This window comes from Ralstonia pickettii, assembly GCF_000607165.1.
In the GTDB taxonomy this organism is placed as follows: Bacteria; Pseudomonadota; Gammaproteobacteria; order Burkholderiales; family Burkholderiaceae; genus Ralstonia; species Ralstonia holmesii.
The window spans coordinates 80021-105054 of record NZ_JFZG01000024.1; the positions used below are offsets into that span (position 1 = coordinate 80021).

Below are 25034 nucleotides of genomic sequence, written 5' to 3' on the forward strand. Positions count from 1 at the left end.
CATTGTCGTCAATGTCTTGGCGGATCCAATGCCAGCAAGGCATTGCGGGTGATTAGTTGTTCTTAACTCAGATATTGAAAACGCTGAGTGTTGTATTGACGCCTGCGCGCAAGCGCTCCTGCACCGCGAACCCCTGCATGTCCGCTCCGCATACCGGCCCGAACCATTTGCATGTCATGTGGGCAGCAAGGCTCCTTACACCCGCTGCACACCACAAGGAAGCCGACATGCGCCCACACCGTCTGCCGCAGTGCCTGCTGTCCGCCCTCACCCTGAGCCTCGCGCTCGCTGGTCTGGTCAGCCAGCGCACGCGCCGCTGATATCTTCGGCATCAAAGACCGCGGCACTGTGCAGCCCGGCAAGTTTGCCGATCTGGTCATCCTCGACCCTGCCACCTACGCCGACCGTGCGCGCTATGACAGCCGGGGCTGCCGCCCGTGCGTGTGCGCTGGCTGCTGGTCAATGGCACGGTGGCGGTGGCCGACGGCAAGGCAGTGCCGGATGTTCTGGCGGGGCGGGCACTGCGCAAGTCAGCCGCTCAGATCACGTCGCCGAGTTCGCGCACATCGGTGCCGGTGCAGCACGCGAGTATCTCGGCGTCTTCCTTGCTGACGGAGAGATAGACGTGCCCGACTGCGCTGTCGAAGTACAGGCTATCGCCGGGCGCCAGGCGAAAGGCTTCACCGTTTTCGAAGCGCAGTTCGATCTCGCCGCCCAGCACGAAGACGAACTCCTCGCCGGGGTGGCGGATGTAATCGGGAAAGTCGTCGACCGAGCGTGCGCGGATGTGCGCGCGCATCGGCAACATGCGTTTGCCGGTCAGTGCATCGGCCAGCATGCCGTATTCGTAATTCGGCGTGTCATAGATGACTTGGCCGCCCGAGGGCGTGAAGGTCGGGCGCAATGGTCCGGCATCCGGCGTGCGGCGCCGGCCGAGCAGTTGCTCGAACTCCAGCCCCAATGCCTGCGCCAGGCCGGCAAACTTTTCATACGTCAGCGCAATGTCGCCGCGCTCGGCTTTGGAGATGGTCGACAGCGCCACGCCAGAGCGCTCCGACAGCTCTTGCAGCGTCAGCCCGCGCGCCTTGCGTGCCTCGCGAATGCGCGCGCCGACCTCTTGGTGATTGAGCTGCGCCGGTGCCTCGTCGATTGGATGGGCCTGGATAGCCGCTTTTGCGCTAGATGCCACGCATGTCTCCGGGTTTTCTCGTATACGAGAATTTGATTTTTCTCGTATACGATAACTCAAACCCTCCCCAGCCTCCAACCTAGGAGAGCAGCCCGTGTCGACACTCGCCCTCGACAGCCGCCCCGCGCTGTCACGCACGCAAGTCATTGCCGCCACTACCATCGGCACAGCGCTGGAGTTCTACGACTTCACCATCTACAGCTACTTCGCCATCCAGATCGGGCAACTGTTCTTTCCATCGGCATCGCCGGTGAACCAGTTTCTGTTGTCGATCGGGGTGTTTGGCGTGGGCTTTGTGGTGCGGCCGCTCGGCGGCGTCATCATCGGTGCCTATGCTGACCGGGTCGGCCGCAAGAAGGCGATGGTGCTGACCATCATGATGATGGCGCTGTCGTGCGCGCTGATCGCCACGGCGCCCACCTACGCCACGGCCGGCATCTTCGCGCCGATGATCGTGCTGGCCGCGCGCCTGATGCAGGGCTTTGCAGCAGGTGGCGAATTCGGGCCCGGCACCACGCTGCTCGTCGAATACGCCAGCGACCGCACCCGGGCGTTCTTTGCGAGCTGGAACTTTGCGGCAACCGCACTGGGGCTCGCACTGGGCGCGGCGGTCGCCACACTCATCAACGTGACGCTGTCCAAAGAGGCGGTGCTCGCCTGGGGCTGGCGGCTGCCATTCCTGCTGGGCATTTTTGCGGCCCCGGCCGGCATGCTGATCCGCCGCCGGCTGGAAGAAACGCTCGACCGCCGCGATGCAGCGCCCGGTCACGCCAAGCCGCAGGGCGCCCTCAAGGCCGCGCTGACCACACATCTGAAGCTGACCATTCTCGGCACCTTTGCGGAGCTTGGCGGCTCGGTGTCGGTGTACATCACCGCGTTCTTCCTGCCGAGTCACGCGGTGCGCACGCTGCATATGTCGCCCACGGCGGCAGTGGCTTCCGGCGTGGTCAGTTCGCTCGTCCTGTTTGTGGCCGCACCGATTGCCGGGCGCATGGCCGATCGCTACACCCGCAAGCGCTTGCTGGTCACCTCGCGCATCATCATGCTGCTGGCGGTCTACCCCGCGTTTGCCTTTCTGGGCGCGCATCCAACGCCGCTGGCGCTGTACGCGGTATCCGCATTGCTGGCGGTATTCGTCGCCGCGCAGATCGTGCCCGTGCTGGTGATGATCCCGGAGCTGTTTCCCAAGCATGTGCGCGCCACCGGCATTGCACTCACGTATGTGGTGAGCGCATCGTTCTTCGGCGGGTTCTCGCCGTTCATCGCGAGCTGGCTGGTGGAGCGCACGGGCAACCCGCTGGCGCCGGCGTGGTATGTGGCGGCGGCATGCCTAGTGTCACTGGTGCCGGTGATCTGGCTGCGGGACCGTACCGGCGAAGCGCTTTAAAGGGAATGTTCATGTCGCACAACGACACACTCGTCAGCCGTTCTGCCGTGGAATTGCGTCGGATGATCGGCGCCAAGGAAATCTCGCCCGTCGAGTTGCTCGACGCCTGCATCGAGCGGATCGAAGCCATCAACCCAGCCGTGAATGCCATCACGGCGACGTGCTACAGCCAGGCCCGCGACGCCGCCCGTGCGGCCGAGCGTGCCGTGCTCAATGGCGAACCGCTCGGCTTGCTGCACGGCCTGCCGCTGGGCGTGAAGGATCTGGAAGACACCGCCGGCCTGCTTACCACGTATGGCTCGCCCACCGCACGCAGCAACGTGCCGACGCAGGATGTGCTGCTGGTCGAGCGCCTGCGCGCAGCGGGCGCCGTGCTGGTGGCAAAGACCAACGTGCCGGAGTTCGGTGCCGGCGCCAACACGCGCAACCCGGTATGGGGCGCGACAGGCAACCCGTTCAACCCGATGCTGAATGCAGGCGGTTCGTCGGGCGGTGCGGCAGCGGCGCTGGCGTGCGACATGCTGCCCGTCTGCACGGGCTCCGACACCGGCGGCTCGCTGCGCATTCCGGCCTCCAAATGCGGTGTGGTCGGCTTTCGGCCATCGCCGGGTCTGGTGCCGAATTCGCGCAAGAAACTCGGCTGGACGCCCATTTCGGTGGTCGGCCCGATGGGACGCACCGTGGCCGAAGCCTGCCTGCAACTGGCCGCCACGGCGGGCCTGGCGGCAAGCGATCCGCTCAGCTTTCACGTCGATCCACTGAGCTTTGCCACGCCCGCACCCGTCGATCTCTCCACCCTGCGCGTCGGCTGGACAGAGGACTTCGGCTGCTGCGATGTCGATGCCAGCATCCGCACGGTCTTCCGCGAGCGCATGGCCGCCATCGCGCCGATGTTCCGATCGTGCGAACCCGTGCAGTTCGACCTGGGCGAGGTGCATCGCTGCTTTGACGTGATCCGCGCAGAGAGCTTCGTCGCCGGCCTGCACGATGCCTATACGCGCGACCCGGCATCGATCGGTCCCAACTCGCGCGCCAACTACGAGCTGGGCGCCGCCATGACGCTCGCTGACTGCGCGTGGGCCCAGGCTGAACAGACGCGCATCCTCAAGCGCTTCCAGGCGGCCTTCGGCCAGTACGACGTGATTCTGTCGCCCACGACGCCGGTGTCGCCGTTTCCATGGAGCGAGCTGTATGCCACGCACATCGACGGCCGCGCGCAGGAGAACTATTACCGCTGGCTGGCGCTGACGTACGTCGTCACGCTGACCACGCACCCGGCGATCTCCTTGCCATGCGGTGTTGACCACGCGGGCATGCCGTTCGGCCTGCAGATCGTCGGGCCCTTTCACGGCGACCGCAGAACGCTTGCCGTGGCGCATGCGCTTGAGCAGGCTTTCGATGCGTCTGATACGCTGCGGCGGCCGCGTCCGGACCTCGCCAGGCTCACGCAACCGATGCCTGCACTCCAATCCATCGTCACCGCGCCGCCGGTGTTCGATGCCGCCACGAGCGGCATGGGCACCTCGGCCGTCTGAACCTACAACGACCTCCTCGACATGACCGATATCCAACGCCTCCACACCAACGCCCGCATGAGCCAGATCGTGATCGCCAACGGCATCGTGCATCTGGCCGGGCAAGTGCCCGACGTCGATTTCCTGTCGGTGACGGAGCAGACCAACAATATCCTCGAGCGCATCGATGCCCTGCTCGCCGAAGCGGGCGTGGACAAGACGCGACTGATTTCCGCCAACATCTGGTTGACCGATGCCAAGCACTTTGCCGAGCTGAACGCGGCCTGGGAGGCCTGGGTGCCGGCCGGCCACGCACCCACACGCGCCTGCGTGCAGTCAGGCCTGATGCGCCCGGGCATTGACGTGGAAATTGCCGTCACGGCGTTGGCCAAGCGTTAAGGAGCGGGTTGCCATGCGCTTCGACACCCTTGTGCTGGGCGCCGGCATTGTCGGCGTATCGGTGGCGGTGCATCTGCAGAAACGCGGGCGCGCCGTCGCCCTGGTGGACCGCCGCGCGCCGGGCTTTGAGACGTCGTTCGGCAATGCCGGGCTGATCCAGCGCGAGGGCGTGTATCCGTATGCGTTCCCGCGCGACCTGTCGACGCTGTTGCGTTATGCGAGCAATACGTCGGCGGACGTGCATTACCACCTGGGCGATCTGCCCCGGCTGCTGCCGTTTCTGTGGCAGTACTGGCGCAATTCGCACCCCACGCGGCACGCGGCGATTGCACGTGCGTATGCGCCGCTCATCGCACATAGCGTGAGTGAGCACCGCGCACTGGCCGAAGCCGCCGGCGCCATGCATCTGATCCGCCCCAGCGGCTGGATCAAGGTCTTCCGCAACACGGCCACGCAGGACAAGGAAACCCGCAACGTCGAACGCTGGCAACGCGAGTACGGCGTCGCCTTTGAAGCGCTGGACCCTGCGCGCCTGCGCACGGTTGAACCGCATCTGGATACATCGCTGCTGGGCGGTCTGCGCTACACAGAAGCCGATTCCGTGAGCGACCCGAACGCCCTGGTCACGGCCTACGCGAAATACTTCCAGCAACTCGGCGGCCGCCTGTTTGAAGCCGATGCCAACACGCTCACGCCCAACGCACCGTGGCTGCTGCAAACCAAGGAAGGCGAGCTGCGCGCCGACAACGTCGTGATTGCCATGGGCCCCTGGGCGGACGTCATCACCTCGCGCCTGGGCTACAACCTGCCGCTGGCCGTCAAGCGCGGGTACCACATGCACTACGCGCCCGCGCAAGGTGCGCAGTTGAACCATCCCGTGCTTGATGCCGACGGCGGATATGTGCTCGCACCGATGGCGCGCGGCATTCGCCTGACGACCGGCGCGGAACTCGCGCACCGCGATGCACCCAAGACGCCCGTACAACTGGACGCCGTCGAGCCCGTCGCCCGCAAGCTCTTTCCGCTGGCCGAACGTGTGGATGCGGAACCGTGGATGGGCGCTCGCCCCTGCACGCCCGACATGTTGCCGATCATCGGGCCCGCGCCGCACCATCCAAGCCTGTGGTTCGCGTTCGGCCATGCACACCACGGCCTGACGTTGGGGCCGATTACCGGGCGATTAATTGCAGAAATGATGACGGGCGAGACATCCGCTGTGGATGTTCGCCCGTTCCGTGCACAACGCTTCTGGGATTCAGCGCGCTAGTTCAACCCGCCCTGGCACAGGTACTTGATCGACAGATAATCGTCGAGCCCGTACTTGGAGCCCTCGCGGCCGTAGCCCGATTCCTTCACGCCGCCAAAGGGCGCCGCCTCGCTGGCAAGCGCGCCTTCGTTGATGCCGACGATGCCCGCTTCCAGCGCGCGTGATACCCGCTCGATGCGGCGAATGTCCTGCGTGTAGAAGTACGACGCGAGGCCGAACGGCGTGTCGTTGGCGGCCTGCACGGCTTCGGCTTCGTCGACAAAGCGGAACAGCGGCGCAACGGGGCCGAACGTTTCTTCGCCGCACAGGGCCATGCCGCTGTTGGCGTCGGCCAGCACGGTGGGCGCATAGAAGTGTTCGCCAACTTCCGGCAAGCGCTTGCCACCGGCCAGCACGCGCGCACCGTTGGCGACGGCGTCCTGCACGTGGCGTTCGATCTTGTCGACAGCGCGGGCGTTGATCATCGGGCCGATCTGCGCATCCGGATCGGTGGCGGGGGCGACTTTCAGCGCGGAAACCCGCTCGGCCAGCATGGCACCAAAGCGCTCATACACGCCGGCCTGCACGTAGACGCGATTCGGGCACACGCACGTCTGGCCGCCGTTGCGGAACTTGGCCGCCAGCAAACCCGTGATGGCCGCATCGAGGTCCGCGTCGTCAAACACGATGAACGGCGCGTTGCCGCCCAGCTCCAGCGACAGCTTCTTCAGCGTGCCCGCCGATTCCCGTGCCAGATACTTGCCCACCGGCGTGGAGCCCGTAAAGGTGATCTTGCGCACGCGGCTGTCGTGCAGCCAATCGGCCACGGCTTCGATGCCGCGATCACGCGAGGCGGAAATCATGTTCAGCACGCCCGGCGGCAGCCCCGCTTCCTGCGCAAGCTGCGCCAGCGCGAGCGCCGTGAGCGGCGTGTCTTCCGCCGGCTTGGCGACGACGGTGCAGCCCGCCGCCAGCGCCGGCGCGATCTTGCGCGCAATCATCGCCAGCGGGAAATTCCACGGCGTGATGGCCGCCACGATTCCCACAGGCTCCTTGACGGCGCTCATTCGCTTGCCGCGCTGCTGCTGCGGGATCAGATCGCCATAGATGCGCGTGGCCTCATCGGCAAACCACGCGACGTACGAGGCGCCGTACATGACCTCGCCGCGCCCTTCGGCAAACGGCTTGCCCTGCTCCAGCGAAATCAGCCGCCCCAGCGCATCGGCATTGGCGACGATGGCCGCGTGCCAGCGGCGCAAGATTGCAGCGCGTTCGGCAGGCAGCGTATCGCGCCACGTGGGAAAGGCGCGTGCTGCCGCGTCGGTGGCGGCACGCGCGTCTGCGGCGCTGCTGTCAGGCACGTTGGCGATGAGGCTGCCGGTGGCAGGGTCCGTCACGGCAAAGCGTGCGCCGTCTGTGCTGGCAACCCATTGACCGTCGATCAGGTTGTCGGTGCGCACGAGCCCCGTCTGGCGGAGTTGGTCGAAGCTGAAAGCCATCGTCGATTCCTTCAAGCCGTTCAACCGAGGTGCGCGGCAATCGCCTCGCCCACCTGCGTGGTGTTGGCCGTGCCGCCCAGATCCGGTGTGCGCGGGCCTTCTTTCAACACGGTTTCGATGGCCGCGACGATGGCGTCGTGCGCGGCCCGCCCTGCCCCCTGGCCTTCGGTCAGGAAGTCCAGCATCAGCGCCGCCGACCAGATCATCGCGATCGGGTTGGCGATGTTCTTGCCGTAGATGTCCGGCGCGGAGCCGTGCACCGGCTCGAACAGCGACGGGAAGGTGCGATCGGGGTTCAGGTTGGCGGAAGGTGCCAGGCCAATCGTGCCAGTCGTCGCGGGGCCAAGATCGGACAGGATGTCGCCGAACAGGTTGGTGGCGGCCACCACATCGAAGCGACCCGGCTGCAGCACGAAGCGCGCGGTCAGGATGTCGATGTGCTGCTTGTCGAGCGTGACATCGGGGTAGCTTTGCGCGACTTCATCCGCGCGCTTGTCCCACCACGGCATGCTGATGGCGATGCCGTTGCTCTTGGTGGCAAGCGTCACGTGCTTGCGCTCGCGGCTTTGTGCGAGGTCGAAGGCAAATTTCAGCAGCCGCTCCGCGCCCTTGCGCGAGTAGACCGATTCCTGGATGACGATCTCGCGGTCGGTGCCTTCGTACATGATGCCGCCGAGCGACGTGTATTCGCCTTCGGTGTTCTCGCGCACGACGTAGTAATCGATGTCGCCCGGCTTGCGATTGGCCAGTGGGCACGGTACGCCTTCAAACAGACGCACGGGGCGCAGGTTGATGTACTGGTCGAATTCGCGGCGGAACTTGAGCAGCGAGCCCCACAGCGAGACGTGATCGGGCACCGTAGCCGGCCAGCCGACCGCGCCGAACAGGATGGCGTCCATGCCATGCAGTCGCTGCTTCCAGTCATCCGGCATCATCGTGCCGTGCTGCTGGTAGTAATCACAACTGGCCCAGTCGATGTGCTGGGTTTCGAGGCCGATGCCGAAGCGGCGTGCGGCCGCTTCGAGCACGCGCAGGCCTTCGGGCATCACTTCGCGGCCGATGCCGTCGCCGGGGATCACGGCGATCCGGTAGGTCTTGCGGGTCATGTCAGGTCCGGTAGAAAGAGGAAGAAGAATCAGGCACCTTGCGGCGCGATGAACTCACGGGCGAGCTTGCGGGCGCCGTTGGCGAACATCAGGATATCAACGCCAGTGGCGACGAAGGTGCAGCCCAGCTCCAGATAGTGACGTGCCAGCGCAGCATCGGACGTCAACGTGCCGGCGGCCTTGCCCGACGCAACAATCGTGCGCACGGCGTTGTCGATGGCAGCCTGCACATCCGGGTGGCCTGCATTGCCACGGTGGCCCATCGACGCTGCCAGATCCGCCGGGCCGATAAACACGCCGTCCACGCCATCCACATTGCAGATGGCTTCAAGGTTTTGCAGCGCGGTAACGGTCTCCGCCTGGACGAGCAGGCAGGCTTCGTCATCGGCAACCTGCAGGTAATCGGTGCGGGCACTCCAGCGCGAAGCGCGGCCCACTGCACTGCCAACGCCGCGAATGCCATGCGGGGGATAGCGCACCGCGCGCACGAGTTCGCGCGCCTCGTCCGCCGTGTCGACCATCGGCACGAGCAGCGTGCGCGCGCCAATGTCGAGCAGGCGCTTGATGAGCGACGGATCGCCGTTGTACGGGCGCACGATGGGCTCGGCGCGGTACGGCGCTACGGCCTGCAGTTGCGCGAGGATCGTGCGCACGTCGTTCGGGGCGTGCTCGCTGTCGATCAGCAGCCAGTCGAAGCCGGCGGTGGCGCTTACCTCCGCCAGGTACGGATCGCTCATCGCCAGCCAGAAGCCGATCTGCCGTTGCCTGGCGGCCAGCGCGGCCTTGAAACTGTTCGGGCGGTCAAGCGCGGGCGTTTGCATTGCGTTGGTCATGCGAATGGAGTGTTTCAGAAGTGGGCTCGAAGCTGATGGGTTCCACCTTGCCGAGCAGGAAAAGATAATTCAGGATCGCCAAGCCGATCAGCGCGGCGGAAAACACCAGCGCCGGAATGAACGAGCCCGTGGCACCCACGATGGCGCCGGTGACGATCGGGCCGACCACGCCGCCCATGTTCGACACGCTGTTCTGCAGGCCCGCCACCATCGACACGTTGTTGCCCGGTGCCACATCGGCCGGCAGCGCCCACACCTGCGACGCCGCCACGGTCGTGCCCGACTTGGCGATGCACAGCAGGATGACCGCAACCACCGCCGATTGCGCGAACGCGGCCAGCCCGATGCTCGATGCCATCACCAGCCCGATCACCAGGAAGAGCTTGCGCGTGGCCGTGAGCGAAAGCTTGCCCGACGCATACACGCGGTCTGACGCCCAGCCTGCAAACACCTCCACAAACATCGACACGAACAGCGGCAGCGACGCCATGAAGCCCATCTCCATCAGTCCCATGCCGCGTTCCTTGACGAGGTACGTCGGCAGCCATGTGATGAAGAAGTACGAGTTGTAGTTGATCATGAAGAAGCCGATGCACATCGCCCAGATGTTCCGGTGCGTGAGCAGCTTCGTCCAGGGCACCTTGGGTTCATCCTTGCGGGCTGGCGGCAGGCCGCGTTGGATGTGGGCCAGCTCCGCGGCGTTCACGCCCTTGTGCGCTTCGGGCGTTTCCTTGAACACCGCCCACCACACCACCGCCCACACGAGGCCCAGCGCGCCCGTCACCGCAAAGGTGATCTTCCAATCGAACATCACCAGCAGCCACGCGATGAGCGGCAAGGCGACAGCGCTACCCAGCTTGGAACCGCTGTCGAAAATGGCCGCCACCGTGGCGCGTTCCTGCTTGGGGAACCAGCGCCCTGTAATGCCCGCGCTGCTGGGGTACGCACCCGCCTCCCCGATGCCCAATGCCACACGCAGGCCGACCAGCGACTTGAAGCCGTTTGCCAGGCCCGTCAACGCCGTCGCAACGGACCACCACAGCACCGCAAACCCGAGCACCTTCTTCTGCCCGAAACGATCGGCCAGAATGCCCGCCGGCAACTGCAGCAGCGCATATGACCAGAAGAACGCCGACATGACGACGCCCATTTCCACCGCGCTCAGGTGGAACTCTTTCTGGATGTGCGGTGCAGCGGCCGACAGCACGGTACGGTCGATGTAGTTGATGGCAATCGCCGCCCACATGAGGCCGGCGACGACCCAGCGCACTTTGGAGCGCGGGCCGCCTTGTGATGTGTCCTGCATGGTTTGTCTCCTGTTTTGTAATAGGTGATGCGTGCCTTCGAGTCGAGGCGCTAACTCACGATGCCCATGTGCCAGGGCACGAATTCATGGTCTCCAAGACCGAGCAGCTCGCTCTTGGTGCGCTCGCCCGAGGCGGTGCGCAGGATGTGTTCGAAGATGTCCTGGCCCATCTCTTCCACCGAACGTTCGCCGTCGAGAATGCGGCCGCAGTTGATGTCCATGTCTTCTTCAAGCCGGCGGAACATGGGCGTGTTGCTGGCGAGCTTGATCGTCGGTGCGGGCTTGGAGCCGAACATCGAGCCGCGCCCCGTGGTGAAGCAGATGAGGTTGGCGCCGCTGGCAATCTGGCCCGTCACGGCAACCGGGTCATAGCCAGGGGAATCCATGAAGACGAAGCCGGCGCGGTCGATGGGCTCGGCGTATTCGTACACGGCCTGCAGGGGCGTGGTGCCGCCCTTCATGGCCGAGCCGAGTGATTTTTCGAAGATGTTGGCCAAGCCGCCCTGCTGGTTGCCGGGGCCAACCACACCGTTGAACTGGCCGTTGTGGCCGCGCGTGTAGTTCTCCCACCAGGCGAGCCGATCGAGCAGCTTCTGGCCGACTTCCGGCGACACCGCACGGCGCGTGAGCATGGTTTCCACGCCGTGGATCTCTGGCGTTTCCGACAGGATGGCCGTGCCGCCGTGGCGCACCAGCAAATCCATCGCGGCACCCAGCGCCGGGTTGGCGGTAATGCCCGAGAAACCATCGGAGCCGCCGCACTCCAGGCCGATCTTGATATGACTGGCCGATACCGGGCGACGCACGATGTCATTGGCCGCCGGCAGCATCTTCTGGATGGCGGCGATGCCCCCCTCGATGGTGGCGCGCGTACCGCCGGTGTCCTGCATCACCAGTGCGTGCATCAGCTTGCCGGTTTCCAGGCCTTGGCTTGTCATCAAATCCGCCACCTGGTTGCGCTCGCAGCCCAGGCCGACGATCAGCACCCCCGCCAGGTTTGGATGCCGCGCGTAGCCCGCCAACGTGCGGCGCAGCACATCGAAATGCTCGGATGGCGACGACATCCCGCAGCCGCTCGTCTGCGCAAATGCCACCACGCCATCCACATTGGGAAACGGCGCCAGGCGCTCCGGCGTGAACCACGCCGCAATGTTCTTGATAACGGTGGAAGAGCAGTTGACCGACGCGAGGATGCCGATGAAGTTGCGCGTGGCCACACGGCCGTCGGGGCGGACGATGCCATTGAACGTTGCGCGCTGCGCCTCTGGGATGTAATCGACCGGGCGCACATCCAGGCCAAAGCCGGGGTCGCGCGCATAGTCGATCAGCTCCACGTTGTGCGTATGAACGTGCTCGCCCGCTTCGATATCGCGCGCTGCCCGGCCAATGATCGTGTCGTACTTGCGGATGAATTCGCCCTGCGCGATCCGCCGCGCGGCGATCTTGTGGCCGGCCGGCACCTGCGCGCGCAGGCGCACCGCGATGCCGTTAATCGACAGGTTCGCCCCAAGCGATAGCCCTTCGCGCGCAATCAGCACGTTGTCTGCCGCGTTCAGCTGAATCAGCGGCCCAGCGTACGTTGGGGTTGCCTGCAACATCCTTTGCTCCTCCGGGCTGTCTTCTGGTGCAGCCGTCGTCTATCGTCAGTTTTGATGTTGCCGGTTTATGTAACCGGTAACATTGGCGCAATCGTAGTCGGGTTTTGCGATAATTGCTAGCCCCTTCGTTCCCCTGTGTTTCCCTAATCGGCCTCTCGATCACGTGACCAAGTCCCCCGCCGTGTCCCTCTTAGAAACCGCACCCGCCGCCGCACGCCGCGCGCGCAAGAACACCGGGCGCGTCACATTGAGCGACCTTGCCAAGCTGGTGGGCGTGACCAAGGTGACGGTGTCACGCGCGCTGAACACGCCAGAGCTGGTATCGAGCGACACGCTGGAACGCGTGCGCGCAGCGGTACGGCAGACGGGCTATACGCCGGACCTGGTGGCCGGATCACTGGCGTCCAACCGCAGCCGGTTGATCGTCGCGCTCATCCCCACGATTGCGGGCAGCGTGTTCCAGGAAACGGTGGCGGCACTCACCACGGAACTCGCGGCGGCGGGCTATCAATTGCTCATCGGCCAGAGCGGCTATGACGAATCACGCGAAGACGCGCTGCTCGACGCCATCGTCGGGCGGCGGCCTGCGGGCATCGTGCTGACCGGCGTGGTGCATTCGGCCAGCGTGCGGCAGAAGCTGCAAGCCGCCGGCGTGCCGGTGGTGGAAACGTGGGACATCACGCGCAACCCGCTGGACATGCTGGTGGGCTTCTCGCACCAGAAGGTGGGGCAAGCGGCAGCGCGCTATCTGAAGCAGCGCGGCGCAAAGCGCCCTGCCGTCGTCACGCCCAGCGACCGCCGCGCGCAGGCACGCGCGCAAGCCTTCGTGAAGGCGTTCGGCCCGGATGTCGACATTCCCGTGATTGCCGCTGAATCCCCTGCCAACCTGGGCGATGGGCGGCGTGCGCTGGGCGAATTGCTCGCGCAGCATCCGGACACCGACGCCATCTTCTGCGGCGCCGACATCCTCGCGCTCGGGGTGTTGATGGAAGCGGAACACCGCGGCGTTGCGGTGCCCGCACAGATTCGCGTGGTCGGCTACGGCGACCAGGTGTTCGCCAAGGACACCACGCCTGCCCTCACTACAATCCGCATCGACGGCACGGGCATTGGCAAGCTGGCGGCAACGTTGCTCATCGATCGCATCGAGCACGGCGACGAAGAACGCCGCACGGTCGACGTGGGCTTCACACTCGTTGAGCGCGACAGCGCGTAGCGCTCAGGCTGACACCGCTTCCGCATCGAGCGGAAACACAGGCCGCTGCACCTTCGCAAACGGAAAGCGCGCGTAGTCCGAACTCGTTACGCCGCCGCCGTCGCACTCCACCACGGCTTTTGCGATGGGCACGAACACGGGCCGGCAATACATGCGCGACTTCAGCAGAACGAAGCGCGCGGCATGCGGGTCCACGCCGATGTGCGTAAAGATACCGAGGTCCCAATGCTCCTGCGGCGTCTCGGTGACGACCACCTGCGCCGCGCCAATGTCCAGCAGCGCCGTACGCCCCATGCGGATGCGCTGCCCGGTGTAGGTCGGCCCCGTGATCGTGTATTCACCGTCGCTGATGGCGGCGACCTTGCCCGTCAGCGGGCGCGGCACCGGGTAGATGCCCAGCTGCGCAAGCGGCACCTTGTCGCCCACCGGCAGCGTGACGGTGGCGCCAACGCCGGCCTCGATCATTGCGGCGACGGCCTCGGGGTCGCACACAGGCCCGACGGCGATGTCACTCAATCCTTGCTTCAACGCTTCGTGCAGGACGTGCATGTCGTCGCACGTGCCGCCGGACATGCAGTTGTCGCCATGGTCGAGCAGCAGCACGGGGCCGCTGCCCGGCGCGTCCGCCAACTTGGCTGCGCGCGTGATCGATTCGGTCAGCGGTTCAGAGCGGTAGACGAACCCTTCGCGGTCGGCCCAGATGGCGTCAGCAATGCGTTGCGCCGCAGCGTCGGCAGCGTGCTTGTCGCCGTTGCCGACCACCACGATGGAAAGGCACGGCGCGGAAATGTCCGCCAATCCGAATCCGGCCAGGATCGACACGGCCAGCATGCCGTCCTGCTCCGCCTGCTTGGCCAGCGCCACGGCGCGGTGCATCGCGCCTTCATCGGTGCGGCTGCGCAGCGTGTGCGTGACCAGCGGCAAGCGGCGCCACGCGAGCACGGGGTTCGCGCGGCCGGCCAGCTTGTCGAACAGCAGGCGCCCTGCATGCTCCCCGGTTTCATACATGTCGACGTGCGGATACGTCTTGAAGCTGACCGCGATGTCGGCCAGGTCAATGAACTTCTGCGTGAGATTGCCGTGCAAGTCGAGCGCGACGGCAATCGGCACGTCGGGCACGACCGCGCGCAAGCGTTCGAGCAAGTCACCCTCGCCGTCGTCGCTGTTCTCGGCGACCATCGCGCCGTGCAGGTCGAGCAGCAGCGCGTCGCACCCCGGCGCAGCCGCGACAATCGCGTCGCACAACGTGGTGTACGCCTGCGCTGCCACGCGCCCGCTAGGGTTCGCACCGGCAACAACGGGCACGACAATTTTCGCGCCGGCCGCCTCGGCCAGATCGATGAACGCACCGGCCGCCGTACGCGTGCCCTTGGCGGCGCGATAGGCGTCAGCGCCGTAGCGTGGATGGAACGATGCCAGCGGCGTCGGCACCGGCGAGAACGTATTGGTCTCGTGATTGAAGCGGGCGATCAGGATGCGCATGGGGCGGTCTGGTGGTGGTGTCAAACGCGGCCGGCGGCTTGCAGCATCGCGTGCAGCAGCACGTTGGCCCCGGCTTCGAGATGCTCTGGGCGGGCGTCCTCGATCTCGTTGTGGCTGATGCCGTCCTTGCACGGCACGAAGATCATCGCGGTGGGTGCCACACGGGCAAGGTAGACCGCGTCATGGCCCGCCCCGCTGATGACGTCCATCTCGGACAAGCCCAGCGCACGCGCCCCGCTGCGCACCGCGTCCACAAGCGTCGCGTCGAACGGCTGCGGCGGAAAATAGACCACCTGGCGCAACGCAATGTCGATACCGCTGCGTGCGGCCAACGCCGTCACGGCGTCATGGAGTGCGGCGTCCATGTCAGACAGCATCGCATCGTCGGCGGCACGAAAATCGATCGTCATCGATACGCGGCCTGGGATCACGTTGCGCGAATCCGGGTGCACGCTCAAGCAGCCCACCGTGGCGCGCGCATGGGGTGGCCGCTCCCGCGCGATGCGGTTGGCAATGCCGACAAGCTCCGCCGCGGGCAGCAACGCATCGCGGCGCAGCTCCATCGGCGTGGGACCTGCATGCGCCTCCATGCCAGTCAGAACCACGTCGTACCAGCGTTGGCCTAGCGCGCCAGTCACCACGCCAATCGTCGTGCCGTGCGCTTCGAGCACCGGCCCTTGCTCGATATGCGCCTCGAAGTAGGCTCCGACCTGCCTGCCGCCAACCGGCTCGGCGCCCGCGTAGCCGATGCTGCGCAGCGCCTCGCCCACGGCCACGCCATCGCGGTCCTGCGCGGCCAGCACGGCGTCCAGCGCAAACTCGCCGATGAACGCGCCAGAGCCCATCATCACCGGCACGAAACGCGAGCCCTCTTCGTTGGTCCACACGGCCACTTCGATGGGCGCTTCGGTTTGAATGCCCGCGTCGTTGAGCGTGCGTAAGACCTCGATGCCGGCAAACACGCCGTAGTTGCCGTCGAACTTGCCGCCGGTCGGCTGCGTATCGATATGGCTGCCCGTCATGACCGGCGGCAGCGCATTGTTGCGCCCGGGGCGGCGTGCGAACAGATTGCCGATGGCATCCACGCGCACGGTGCACCCGGCAGCCTTTGCCTGCGCAACAAAGAAGTCACGGCCCTGGCGGTCGAGATCCGTCAGCGCCAGGCGCCGCACGCCACCCTTGGGTGTCGCGCCAATGCTGGCCTGCTGCATGAGCGTGTCCCACAGGCGCGCGCCGTTGATACGAAGTTGAGTCTCTGTCGTCATCATTTCTCGCGAGTTCATGCGGCCAGGCCGACGCCGAGGTAACGGTCCTTGACGGCGTCGTCGGTGCGGAAGGCTTCGTTGCTGCCGGTGTAGACCACGCGGCCCTGTTCAATGATCACGTGGCGGTCAGCCAACTGCGTGCAGACCTCCAGGTTCTGCTCGACCAGCAGGATAGACACGCCCGCCTGCTTGATCATCTTCAACTGCGCGACGATCTCTTCGACGATGACGGGCGCCAGGCCCTCCACCGGCTCGTCCAACATCAGCAGGCGCGGGTGGTTCATCAGCGCACGGCCAATAGCCAGCATCTGCTGTTCGCCACCGGACAAGTTGGCGCCACCGTTGCGCCGCCGCTCGTGCAGGCGCGGGAAGATGCGGTAGATGTCGGCCAGTTGCCACGGAGAATCGCGCCGCGCGCCGAGCTTCAGGTTCTCCTCCACCGTCAGCAGCTTGAAGATGCCGCGATGCTCCGGCACGAGGCACAAACCCTGCGCGGCAATGCGATGCGCCGGCAGTCCGGCAATGTCCTTCCCGCGAAAGCGCACATGCCCGCGCGGCGGCACCACACCAGCAATCGCCTTGAGCGTGGTCGACTTGCCCGCGCCATTGCGGCCAAGCAGCGTCACCAGTTCGCCCTCGCCCACCGATAGCCCCACGCCCTGCAGCACGTGGCTCTTGCCGTAGTAGCCGTGGAGGTCTGCAACGTCGAGGATCGCCGTCGTCGTCATTTCTTGCCTCCCGTGATCATGTTGCCGAGATACGCGGCGCGCACGCGTGGGTCCGCTCGCACGGCGTCGGGCGTGCCCTCCATGAGCACCTTGCCCTGCTGCATGACGGTGATGGTGTCGGAGATGTCCATCACGATGTCCATGTTGTGCTCGATCAGCACGACGGTATGGTCCTGCGCCAGGCCGCGGATGAGCGCCTTCATGGCGGGCAGATCGTCCACGCCCATGCCGGAAGTCGGTTCGTCGAGGAAGATCGCGCGCGGGTTGGCGGCCAGTGCCATGCCCACCTCCAGCCGGCGCTGCTGGCCATGCGAGAGTGCGGCGGCCGGCGTATCGGCCAGGCGTGGCAATTCAAGCCGATCAAGCACGCGGTCAACCGTATCGGCGCAGGCCAGCTCGCCCTGCGGCAAGCGCCAGCCGTGCATGGCACGACGCGGCGCGGTACCGAGTGCCGCAAGGCGCAGGTTCTCGCGCACGGAAAGGCTCGGGAACAGGCTCGTCACCTGGAACGAACGTGCAATGCCGCGCTGCACGCGCTGGAAATCGGCCTCGCGCGTCACGTCGTGGCCATCGAAGACGATGGTGCCGCTGGTGATCATGCGTGTGCCCGTGAGCATGTGGAACAGCGTGGTCTTGCCGGCGCCGTTCGGGCCAATCACGGAGTGCACGGTGCCGGGCATCACACGCAGATCGACGCCGCCCAGTGCGGTGAACTTGCCGTATTGCTTGACGATGCCGGTGGCTTGCAGGATGGGCGTGGTGGTCATGCGCGTTCCTCCTGCACCGCCGGTGCATTACGCGTTGCACGCACGCGTTGCCACAGCTTCTGCCCGAGCCCGAACAGCCCGCGCTGCATGAACAGGCTCACCGCAATCAGCAGGAAGCCGAGCAACATCAGCCAGCGCGGCCACAGGCTGGAGAGCCAGTCCGACAGCAGCACGTAGAACGCCGCACCCAGCACTGAGGCAAACACGTTGCCCGTGCCGCCGATGACGGTCATCACCAGAATCATCTCGCTGACGTGGTAGTCGATATTGGCCAGCGGCGCGATGCCCGTGAGCATGGCGTGCAGTGCACCGGCCAACCCGGTCACCGCACCCGAGATGACGAACGCCAGCAGCTTGAACGTACGCACGTTGTAACCGACGGCGAGGGCGCGTTCTTCGTTGTCGCGAATCGCCAGCAGCGTGCGGCCGAATACCGATTCCGTCACGCGCTGCACGAGGAAGAACACAACAAGGAACAGCGCCGCCGCGAACGCATAGAACGCCCAGGGTGAGCCGGCAAACGCCGGGCGCGGAATATCGAGCAGGCCGTTATCCCCGCCCGTGAGCGACGGCGTGGTGTAGGCCAGGAAATAGAACATCTGCGAGAAGGCCAGCGTGAGCATGACGAAGTACGTGCCGCGCTGGCGGATGGCAAACCACCCGACCACCGCCGCCACGATCGCACCGACCACGACGGCCAGAACAAGCGCCACGGGCATCGGCAGCGCCAGTTGCGTGAGGCCGATGCCCACGGCATAGCTGCCCAGCCCGAAGAAGATGCCCTGCCCGAACGACAGCAGCCCCGTGTAGCCGAGCAGCAGGTTGCAGGCCATGACGGCCATCGCGTAGACGAGCACTTCGGTGGCCAACGTGCCGGACGTCAGCACCAGCGGCAGCAACAGCGTCACGCCCAGCGCCAGCCACCAGAAGCGGTAGCGCGAGAGTCCATGGAATGCGGCTTGCATCATCCCCTCCCCAGCAGGCCATGCGGGCGCAGCAGCAGCACAGCCGCCATCGCCACGTAGATCATCAGCCGCGCACCCTCGGGCCACAGCGTGCTCATCAGGCTCTGCACGATGCCGACCAGCAGGCCGCCGACCAGCGCCCCCGCAAAGCTGCCCATGCCGCCCACCACCACCACTACGAAGGCAACGCCGAGGGCCTCTACACCCATGAAGGGCTCCGCACCGCGAATGGGCGCCGCCAGCACACCGGCCACCGCCGCCGTAGCCGCACCCAGTGCGAACATCAGGCTGAACATGCGAAACACGTTGATGCCGAGCAGCGACACCATCTCGGTCGATTCGCTACCCGCGCGCACCGCACTGCCCAGCCGTGTGCCTTCCAGCAGCCACCACAGCCCGAGCGCCAGCACGGCGGTAAAACCGATCACGAAGAGGCGGTATTTCGGATAGACGAAATCGCCCCACATCACCACGCCTTGCAGCGCATCGGGCGCCGGCACATCCACGCCCAGCGGCCCCCACGCCACGATGATGAGTTCCTGCACGACCAGCGCCAGCCCCACGGTGACGACGATGTGGAACTCGTGCGCCTGCGCATACACATGGCGCAGCAGCACCTTCTCCGTCACCCAGGCAAGCGCGCCGATAACGATGGGCGCAAGCACGAGTGCCAGCCAGAAATTCATGCCCATCTGCAGGGCCTGAAAGCAGAGATACGCGCCCAGCGCATAGAACGCGCCGTGGGCGAAATTGACGAAGCGCAACAGCCCGAAGATGATCGACAGCCCCACCGCCAGCAGGAAGTAGAGCATGCCGATCCCCACGCCGTTGACGACCTGGAGCAGGTAGACGTTCATTGCGTTGATCGAAATGACACTCAGAAAGACAGGCGCCCGCGCTTCAGTGACCGAAGGCGGGCGTGCGGCAGATCAGCCCCTCAGGCCAGCTTGCACTGCGTCTGTTCAACCGGCAGGAAGGCCTTGCCGACCGCCACCACGTCTGCAAAGTCGTCCTTGTCTTTCATGCGGCTCTTGGGCTTGCCCTTGAGCAGGTAGTAGTTCTTGAGCACCTGGTGGTCGGCCGCGCGAATCTCTTCCGGGCCCGTCAGGCCGTAGTACTTCATGCCCTGCAGCGCGGCGATCACGGCCTTCGGGTCGGCGCTGCCAGCCTTGGCCATCGCGTCGAGCAGGATCTTCGTGCAGGTGTACGAGCCTGCAAGGCTGTAGTTCGGGTTGGATTTGAACGCGGCCTGCGTGCGCTTGACGAGATCGTGGTTGGCAGGTGTATCCACGGCGTGCCAGTACTGCGCGCCGAAGTACACGCCGTCGCACAGGTCCGCGCCGAGCGATTCGAACTGCTCCAGGCCAGATGCCCACGCCACCAGGATCGTCGTGTTCTTCTTCATGCCGAAGCTCACTGCCTGGCGCAGCGTGTCGGACGACTGCGAGCCGAAGTTCAGGATCAGCAGCACGTCGGGCTTGGCCGCCATCGCGTTGGTCAGGTAGCCGCTGAATTCCTTCTCGGTAAGCGCGTGGTAGCTGTTGCCCACATGCTCGATGCCCTTTTCCTTGAAGATGTTCTTGGCAGCTGACAACAGCCCATCGCCAAACACGTATTGCGGCGTGATGGTGTACCAGCGCTTGGCCTTGGGCATCGATTCGATCAGCGGGCGCACGGTGCGCTCGATGGCGCCATAGGTCGGCACCGACCAGCGGAAGGTCGCGCGGTTGCAGTCCTTGCCCGTAATCTCATCGGCGCCAGCGGTGGTGATGAACACACCGCCGAACTTCTCCGCCTCCTTGCCCATCGCGAGCGATTCGGACGACAGGATGCCGCCCGCGAAGTAGCGCGCATTCTTCTGCTGCGCGAGTTCCTGCACCTTGCGCACAGCGGTGGCCGGCTTGCCCTCGGTGTCGAGCACGCTGTACGCCAGCGGCCGGCCAAGCACCTTGCCGTATTGCTCCACAGCCAGCTTCATGCCCAGGTCGGCGAACTTGCCGTTGGCAGCGAACGGGCCGGACATCGGCACCGGGCAACCGAGTTCGATGGCATCGGCAGCCAACGCAAGGCGGGCCTGCAGCAGGGACGCGGGCACGGCGGACAGCGCCGCCAGTTTGAGCAAGTCTCGACGATTCAAAGCGCACTCCTTGGGGTTCGTGTGGATACAGAACAGCGCTTGGAGCCACCACCGGCGGCGGCTTCCTCCTGGCCTTGACCGGCGAGGTTTTCGCCGACCATAGCGCCGAGCAAAAACCAGACCAGTTTCTTATATTTGTTATGATAAATAGGCGAAATCATCATAGAAGCCGTGTTGGCGATGCGTCAACGGTCAAGAGGTTGGTGTTTACGCCGAGGTGCAGGACGCGGTCCCGCTGCGCGAGGATGTGTGAAACCGGTGCGCGCGCACGATGGATGGGCATGCATGCACCACGCCGGACAGCCGGGCGGCACAACCCCGCAGTTAGAATGCGCGCAACAAGGAACGGACATCCATGGCCACACTCGGAGCAGGCAAAACGGCGTCGATCGGCATCCGCAAGCAGAAGCGCGCCGACCTCGTCGCCGAAGAACTCAAGCGGCTGATCACGCAGCGCAACCTCAAGCCCGGCGACAGGCTCCCGCAGGAGATCAAGCTGCAGGAGACCTTCGGTGTGAGCAAGGGCACCATCCGCGAAGCGCTCAAATCATTAGAGGTGCAGGGTCTGGTGAGTGTGAGCACGGGCCCCGCCGGCGGCGGCACCATCGTCGAGGTGCCGCTGGACCGCACGTTCCAGCTCATGCAGAACTATCTGTTCTTCAAAGACATCGGCATTGCAGACGTCTACACCGTGCGTCGGCTGCTGGAGCCGGAGCTTGCCGCCGGTGCGGTACCGCATCTGACCGACGACGACTTCCGCGCGCTCGAACACACCATCGACCTGTGCGACCCGGCTTCTGCCAAGGCCGCCGCGCCGCTCGATCAGCGTCAGGAAGACCTGAGCTTTCACGACATCCTAGCCGCAGCCAATCCCAACCCGATGCTGCGGTTCTGCTGCGAGCTGATCAACGAAATGATTCGGCAGCTTGTGGTGTTCGGCAACGAAACCTCGCAGAAGGACCACGCCAAGTTCGGCGCGTCCAACGTCAAGTTCCACCGACAGATTCTGGACGCGGCACGCGCGCGCGACGCCGACACCGTGCGCGCACTCATGAGCACGCACATGGAAGACTGCACGCATCACGTCACGCGCATGAAGGGCCGCGTGCACGGCCGCCTCGTGCTGGATTCCGAGATGCCGCGCCGCAATCGGCCGCTTCTCGACGACCCCGACGACAGCGGCCACAGCGACGACAACGCGTGACGGCTCAGTAGGTCTTGTAGGGCAAGAACTTGCCGCTCATGACGATGCGCACGCGATCCCCCTTGGGATCGGGCTCGCGCGTGAGGTCCATGTTGAAATCGATCGCGCTCATGATGCCGTCGCCAAACTCTTCGTGGATCAGCGCCTTGAAGGTCGTGCCGTACACGCTGATGAGTTCGTAGAAGCGATAGATCAGCGGATCCGTTGGCACCGCTGTGGGCAGCGACCCCTTGTACGGCGTCACCTGCAGCAGCGCGATGGCCTCTTCGGGCAGATCCAGCGCCGCGCCAATGGCCTTTGCCTGCGCTTCGGTCAGCGTCATCTGGCCGAGCAGCGCGGCGGTGCTCCACTCCTTGCTGTGGCCGATGACCTCGGCCAATTGCGTCCACGTCAGTTTCTTTTTGATTTTCTGCAGGACGATCAGATCGGTTACGTCTTCGCGTTGCATGGTGGCTCCCTGGGTTGGGTGAGAAAACAGCACGCGACATGAGCAAGGTCGATGCCAACCCAGGAACGCCGCCCCTTGAAGGGTTGCGCAATGACGGCCATGCCGCCATCGCGCTTCGGACGTCGACGCGAAGCGCGTCAGAACCAGTGCATGATCCCGGTGTACACACCTTGCTGGCCAGAACCCGGGGCCGGCTTGCCGCCACCCGCCTCAACCGAGAAAGACGCATTGCTGCCGTTCATTACGGTACCGATGGTGCCGTACAGCAACGTGCGCTTCGAGAAGTAATAGTTGGCCCCCACCGTCAGCAGCGTGCCATTTCCGCCGCCTTGGTTGCGGTTGGCCCTGTATGCACCGCCAATCAGCGTCAAAGCCGGGGTGACCTGATAGTTGGCCCCCAGCCAGTAGGTTTGCTGGCGGGTCGCGCCGCTCGGGTTATCCGCGTCCGCCGTGGTAGCGCCGCCCGACTGGATACGGCTGTAGCCACCAAACAGCTTGACGTCGCCAATCTGATAGGTACCACCGGCCGTGAACAAGCGGGAAGCCGTATAGAGGTTGGTGAACTCGCCGTTTGTGTCGCGAATTTCTTCGTAGAAGGCCTTGAGCATCAGCGGGCCGTTCTGGTAGGCCATGGCGCCGGCAAGCTGCCTGCCAGCGTTGAAGTGCCCCGCCGTTCCGTTCAGGCCGGCTTGCGCGCGGAACGAGAAGCCACCCCAGGTCGGCGAGTTGTAGGTGATCGCCTTCTGGCGTGAGCCCCAGGTGCGGTTGGCCTGCAGCGTCTCAGCGCCCATGTTCTGCAGGCCCATCGGGTCAATCGACCATGTCTCGCCGTCGGGAATGCCCATGGCCCGGCCGAGCAACAGCGTGCCGTATGTGGTGCTCGACAGCCCCACGACAGCGAAACGATTGAACAGCGCATCCGATGAACCCGAGCCGGAATTGAAGCCGTTCTCGAGGTTCATCACAGCAGACAGCCCGCCACCCAGATCCTCAGAACCCTTGAGGCCCCACATGCTGGTCCCCCATTGGTTGCCGCCGTACTGCAGGTTGCTGGCGGTGCCGTTCGCAGTCGCAATCTTGTTCGTGTAGTCGATGCCGCCGCCGACGCGGCCATACAGCGTGACACTGCTCTGCGCGGCGGCCAGGCCGCTAGTGGCTGCCAGCAGGGCTGCAGCGGCTGCGATGGCAATCCGCTGGGATGGGTTCTTGATACGCATAGCTTTCGTCTCCTCAATTTGGCGTTGTCTTTGTTCGTTCGAGCCGAGTCTCTTGGCGGGCCCGGACAGGAGAATGAGGAGAATTGACAGCGCTGTCAATGTAGGGAGTTGCCCTAGTTTTTGGCCAATGTGCGTCACTGCCAGGCGTTGGAGGCAATTGCGTGTGGTGCCTCAGACCCTAGGGCAAATCCCGAGATTGACAGCGCTGTCAATTTTGACCATTCTGCAGTCCCAACCGGCCCGTGAACCGGATGCCGGTGCCGGCCAGAGCGTCCTCGTACGTGATGGCGACGAATCTCCATGTGCGCAAGCCGTCCTGCAGCTAGCCACACGAGCCGTCGATGTACTACCGTCCTAATCTGCAGTACATCTTGCATCCGGACGGCACCAGCCAGAACAAGAACGCGTTCGTCATCGGGCTGACAGCCGGCATAGCGTTCTGAACGACAACATCAATGAAGAAGGAGACATTCATGCTTTCCCGCGTACTGAACACCATTGCCGCTGCAGCGGTCCTCACCTTCGCTGCCACCTCGGCCCACGCCAGCAAGGAAGCACCGGTGATCGGCTTCTCGATCGACGACCTGCGCGTCGAGCGCTGGACGCACGACCGCGACTACTTTGTCGAATCGGCCAAGAAGCTGGGCGCGACCGTGAACGTGCAGTCGGCCAACGCCAACGAAGCCAAGCAGATCGCTCAGATCGAAAACCTGATCGCCCAGAACGTCGACGTGCTCGTGATCGTGCCGTTCAACTCCAAGGTGCTGGGCAACGCCATTGCCAGCGCCAAGAAGAAGGGCATCAAGGTTGTGTCGTATGACCGCCTGATCCTGAACGCCGACGTTGACGGCTACGTCACCTTCGACAACGTGAAGGTGGGCGAGCTGCAGGCGCAGGGCGTCGTGAAGATCGCGCCGAAGGGCAACTACTTCCTGCTGGGCGGCGCCGCGACCGACAACAACGCGCGCCTGCTGCGCGAAGGCCAGATGAAGGTCCTCAAGCCGTACGTCGACAAGGGCGACATCAAGATCGTCGGCGAGCAGTGGACGCCGGAGTGGGACCCCTCCAAGGCGCAGAACATTGTTGAGAATGCGTTGACCGCAAACAACAACAACATCCAAGGCATCGTCGCGTCCAACGACGGCACGGCCGGCGGCGCCATCCAGGCGCTGGCGCGCCAGAAGCTGGCGGGCAAGGTGCCGGTGTCGGGTCAGGACGCCGACCTGGCCGCCGTGCGCCGAGTGGCCGAAGGCACGCAAGCCATGACGGTTTACAAGCCGATCAAGGAAATTGCCTCCACCGCAGCCGAGATGGCCGTCGACTTCGTGAAGGGCACGGCGCCGAAGTTCAATACCAAGCTGAACAACGGCAAGAAGGATGTCGACACCGTGCTGCTGACCCCGACCCTGCTGACCAAGGACAACCTGGACAGCACCGTCGTCAAGGACGGCTTCTATACGCATCAGCAGATTTTCGGCAAGTAAGCAGTCGATGCAGCAGTCGGTCGTCGGTGGTCAGTGGTCAGTCG

Annotated in this window: 22 protein-coding genes and 1 pseudogene; 8 read left to right on the forward strand and 15 right to left on the reverse strand. The window is 64.9% G+C overall.

Annotated elements, in window-relative coordinates:
• Window positions 1-538 precede the first annotated feature (538 nt).
• Window positions 539-1189 (reverse strand): helix-turn-helix domain-containing protein, encoded by a 651-nt coding sequence (locus BG83_RS0117915; RefSeq protein WP_024977976.1) that lies wholly within the window; start codon window positions 1187-1189, stop codon window positions 539-541.
• Between the two features lie 94 nt (window positions 1190-1283).
• Between BG83_RS0117915 and BG83_RS0117920 the strand changes: the two genes are divergently transcribed.
• Genes BG83_RS0117920 through BG83_RS0117935 form a run of 4 tightly spaced genes read left to right on the forward strand, consistent with a single transcriptional unit; the run spans window position 1284 to window position 5756 of the window.
• A complete protein-coding gene (locus BG83_RS0117920) occupies window positions 1284-2576 on the forward strand; it encodes an MFS transporter (RefSeq protein ID WP_024977977.1) in 1293 nt (430 codons plus the stop codon).
• Between the two features lie 11 nt (window positions 2577-2587).
• Window positions 2588-4111, forward strand: a complete 1524-nt coding sequence (locus BG83_RS0117925; RefSeq protein WP_024977978.1) for an amidase — start codon at window positions 2588-2590, stop codon at window positions 4109-4111.
• Between the two features lie 21 nt (window positions 4112-4132).
• A complete protein-coding gene (locus tag BG83_RS0117930; protein ID WP_024977979.1) occupies window positions 4133-4489 on the forward strand; it encodes a RidA family protein in 357 nt (118 codons plus the stop codon).
• A gap of 13 nt (window positions 4490-4502) precedes the next feature.
• The gene (locus tag BG83_RS0117935; protein ID WP_024977980.1) at window positions 4503-5756 is read left to right on the forward strand and encodes an NAD(P)/FAD-dependent oxidoreductase; all 1254 of its coding nucleotides are present in this window, start codon (window positions 4503-4505) and stop codon (window positions 5754-5756) included.
• On the opposite strand, the gene BG83_RS0117940 is transcribed toward BG83_RS0117935, so the two are convergent.
• Genes BG83_RS0117940 through BG83_RS0117960 form a run of 5 tightly spaced genes read right to left on the reverse strand, consistent with a single transcriptional unit; the run spans window position 5753 to window position 12077 of the window.
• A complete protein-coding gene (locus BG83_RS0117940) occupies window positions 5753-7234 on the reverse strand; it encodes an NAD-dependent succinate-semialdehyde dehydrogenase (protein ID WP_024977981.1) in 1482 nt (493 codons plus the stop codon). The genes BG83_RS0117935 and BG83_RS0117940 overlap by 4 nt on opposite strands.
• Before the next feature lie 20 nt (window positions 7235-7254).
• Complete coding sequence (locus BG83_RS0117945; protein ID WP_024977982.1) at window positions 7255-8340, reverse strand: tartrate dehydrogenase; 1086 nt, start codon at window positions 8338-8340, stop codon at window positions 7255-7257.
• A gap of 29 nt (window positions 8341-8369) precedes the next feature.
• The gene (gene hpaI, locus BG83_RS0117950; RefSeq protein ID WP_024977983.1) at window positions 8370-9173 is read right to left on the reverse strand and encodes a 4-hydroxy-2-oxoheptanedioate aldolase; all 804 of its coding nucleotides are present in this window, start codon (window positions 9171-9173) and stop codon (window positions 8370-8372) included.
• A complete protein-coding gene (locus tag BG83_RS0117955; protein ID WP_024977984.1) occupies window positions 9142-10479 on the reverse strand; it encodes an MFS transporter in 1338 nt (445 codons plus the stop codon). Before BG83_RS0117955 ends, hpaI begins: the two co-directional genes overlap by 32 nt.
• Window positions 10480-10529: 50 nt before the next feature.
• The gene (locus BG83_RS0117960) at window positions 10530-12077 is read right to left on the reverse strand and encodes a UxaA family hydrolase (RefSeq protein WP_024977985.1); all 1548 of its coding nucleotides are present in this window, start codon (window positions 12075-12077) and stop codon (window positions 10530-10532) included.
• A 163-nt stretch (window positions 12078-12240) separates the two neighbouring features.
• Between BG83_RS0117960 and BG83_RS0117965 the strand changes: the two genes are divergently transcribed.
• The gene (locus tag BG83_RS0117965) at window positions 12241-13293 is read left to right on the forward strand and encodes a LacI family DNA-binding transcriptional regulator (protein WP_024977986.1); all 1053 of its coding nucleotides are present in this window, start codon (window positions 12241-12243) and stop codon (window positions 13291-13293) included.
• A 3-nt stretch (window positions 13294-13296) separates the two neighbouring features.
• Here BG83_RS0117965 and BG83_RS0117970 read toward each other — a convergent pair whose 3' ends face one another.
• From BG83_RS0117970 to BG83_RS0118000, 7 genes are all read right to left on the reverse strand, one after another.
• Complete coding sequence (locus BG83_RS0117970; protein WP_024977987.1) at window positions 13297-14775, reverse strand: M81 family metallopeptidase; 1479 nt, start codon at window positions 14773-14775, stop codon at window positions 13297-13299.
• 20 nt (window positions 14776-14795) lie between these two features.
• Window positions 14796-16058: a Zn-dependent hydrolase gene (locus BG83_RS0117975; RefSeq protein ID WP_024977988.1), complete on the reverse strand. Its 1263-nt coding sequence runs from the start codon at window positions 16056-16058 to the stop codon at window positions 14796-14798.
• Window positions 16055-16768: an ABC transporter ATP-binding protein gene (locus BG83_RS0117980; protein WP_037032086.1), complete on the reverse strand. Its 714-nt coding sequence runs from the start codon at window positions 16766-16768 to the stop codon at window positions 16055-16057. The genes BG83_RS0117975 and BG83_RS0117980 overlap by 4 nt, the downstream gene beginning before the upstream one ends.
• Window positions 16765-17535: an ABC transporter ATP-binding protein gene (locus BG83_RS0117985; RefSeq protein WP_024977990.1), complete on the reverse strand. Its 771-nt coding sequence runs from the start codon at window positions 17533-17535 to the stop codon at window positions 16765-16767. The genes BG83_RS0117980 and BG83_RS0117985 overlap by 4 nt, the downstream gene beginning before the upstream one ends.
• Complete coding sequence (locus BG83_RS0117990; RefSeq protein WP_024977991.1) at window positions 17532-18500, reverse strand: branched-chain amino acid ABC transporter permease; 969 nt, start codon at window positions 18498-18500, stop codon at window positions 17532-17534. The genes BG83_RS0117985 and BG83_RS0117990 overlap by 4 nt, the downstream gene beginning before the upstream one ends.
• Window positions 18500-19357, reverse strand: coding sequence for a branched-chain amino acid ABC transporter permease (locus tag BG83_RS0117995; RefSeq protein ID WP_024977992.1), 858 nt, complete (start codon window positions 19355-19357; stop codon window positions 18500-18502). The genes BG83_RS0117990 and BG83_RS0117995 overlap by 1 nt, the downstream gene beginning before the upstream one ends.
• A gap of 80 nt (window positions 19358-19437) precedes the next feature.
• Window positions 19438-20637, reverse strand: a complete 1200-nt coding sequence (locus BG83_RS0118000; protein ID WP_024977993.1) for an ABC transporter substrate-binding protein — start codon at window positions 20635-20637, stop codon at window positions 19438-19440.
• A 355-nt stretch (window positions 20638-20992) separates the two neighbouring features.
• On the opposite strand from BG83_RS0118000, the gene BG83_RS0118005 reads away from it, so the two are divergent.
• The gene (locus BG83_RS0118005; RefSeq protein ID WP_024977994.1) at window positions 20993-21841 is read left to right on the forward strand and encodes a FadR/GntR family transcriptional regulator; all 849 of its coding nucleotides are present in this window, start codon (window positions 20993-20995) and stop codon (window positions 21839-21841) included.
• 4 nt (window positions 21842-21845) lie between these two features.
• On the opposite strand, the gene cynS is transcribed toward BG83_RS0118005, so the two are convergent.
• Complete coding sequence (cynS, locus tag BG83_RS0118010; RefSeq protein WP_024977995.1) at window positions 21846-22289, reverse strand: cyanase; 444 nt, start codon at window positions 22287-22289, stop codon at window positions 21846-21848.
• Window positions 22290-22426: 137 nt separating this feature from the next.
• Entirely contained in the window at window positions 22427-23506 is a 1080-nt protein-coding gene (locus BG83_RS0118015) for a porin (RefSeq protein ID WP_024977996.1), read from the reverse strand.
• 335 nt (window positions 23507-23841) lie between these two features.
• On the opposite strand from BG83_RS0118015, the pseudogene BG83_RS29390 reads away from it, so the two are divergent.
• Window positions 23842-23949: pseudogene (locus BG83_RS29390) on the forward strand (carbohydrate porin); the annotation flags it as partial.
• A 30-nt stretch (window positions 23950-23979) separates the two neighbouring features.
• The gene (gene xylF, locus BG83_RS0118025; protein WP_024977997.1) at window positions 23980-24990 is read left to right on the forward strand and encodes a D-xylose ABC transporter substrate-binding protein; all 1011 of its coding nucleotides are present in this window, start codon (window positions 23980-23982) and stop codon (window positions 24988-24990) included.
• Window positions 24991-25034: the final 44 nt, after the last annotated feature.

Coding starts and splice junctions, on each gene's coding strand:
- BG83_RS0117960 (WP_024977985.1), bottom strand. CDS start 12,077: ATGTTGCAGGCAACCCCAACGTACGCTGGGCCGCTGATTCAGCTGAAC.
- hpaI (WP_024977983.1), bottom strand. CDS start 9,173: ATGACCAACGCAATGCAAACGCCCGCGCTTGACCGCCCGAACAGTTTC.
- BG83_RS0117940 (WP_024977981.1), bottom strand. CDS start 7,234: ATGGCTTTCAGCTTCGACCAACTCCGCCAGACGGGGCTCGTGCGCACC.
- BG83_RS0117955 (WP_024977984.1), bottom strand. CDS start 10,479: ATGCAGGACACATCACAAGGCGGCCCGCGCTCCAAAGTGCGCTGGGTC.
- BG83_RS0117985 (WP_024977990.1), bottom strand. CDS start 17,535: ATGACCACCACGCCCATCCTGCAAGCCACCGGCATCGTCAAGCAATAC.
- cynS (WP_024977995.1), bottom strand. CDS start 22,289: ATGCAACGCGAAGACGTAACCGATCTGATCGTCCTGCAGAAAATCAAA.
- BG83_RS0117990 (WP_024977991.1), bottom strand. CDS start 18,500: ATGCAAGCCGCATTCCATGGACTCTCGCGCTACCGCTTCTGGTGGCTG.
- BG83_RS0117930 (WP_024977979.1), top strand. CDS start 4,133: ATGACCGATATCCAACGCCTCCACACCAACGCCCGCATGAGCCAGATC.
- xylF (WP_024977997.1), top strand. CDS start 23,980: ATGCTTTCCCGCGTACTGAACACCATTGCCGCTGCAGCGGTCCTCACC.
- BG83_RS0117980 (WP_037032086.1), bottom strand. CDS start 16,768: ATGACGACGACGGCGATCCTCGACGTTGCAGACCTCCACGGCTACTAC.
- BG83_RS0117995 (WP_024977992.1), bottom strand. CDS start 19,357: ATGAACGTCTACCTGCTCCAGGTCGTCAACGGCGTGGGGATCGGCATG.
- BG83_RS0118015 (WP_024977996.1), bottom strand. CDS start 23,506: ATGCGTATCAAGAACCCATCCCAGCGGATTGCCATCGCAGCCGCTGCA.
- BG83_RS0117925 (WP_024977978.1), top strand. CDS start 2,588: ATGTCGCACAACGACACACTCGTCAGCCGTTCTGCCGTGGAATTGCGT.
- BG83_RS0117975 (WP_024977988.1), bottom strand. CDS start 16,058: ATGAACTCGCGAGAAATGATGACGACAGAGACTCAACTTCGTATCAAC.
- BG83_RS0117935 (WP_024977980.1), top strand. CDS start 4,503: ATGCGCTTCGACACCCTTGTGCTGGGCGCCGGCATTGTCGGCGTATCG.
- BG83_RS0118005 (WP_024977994.1), top strand. CDS start 20,993: ATGGCCACACTCGGAGCAGGCAAAACGGCGTCGATCGGCATCCGCAAG.
- BG83_RS0117970 (WP_024977987.1), bottom strand. CDS start 14,775: ATGCGCATCCTGATCGCCCGCTTCAATCACGAGACCAATACGTTCTCG.
- BG83_RS0117945 (WP_024977982.1), bottom strand. CDS start 8,340: ATGACCCGCAAGACCTACCGGATCGCCGTGATCCCCGGCGACGGCATC.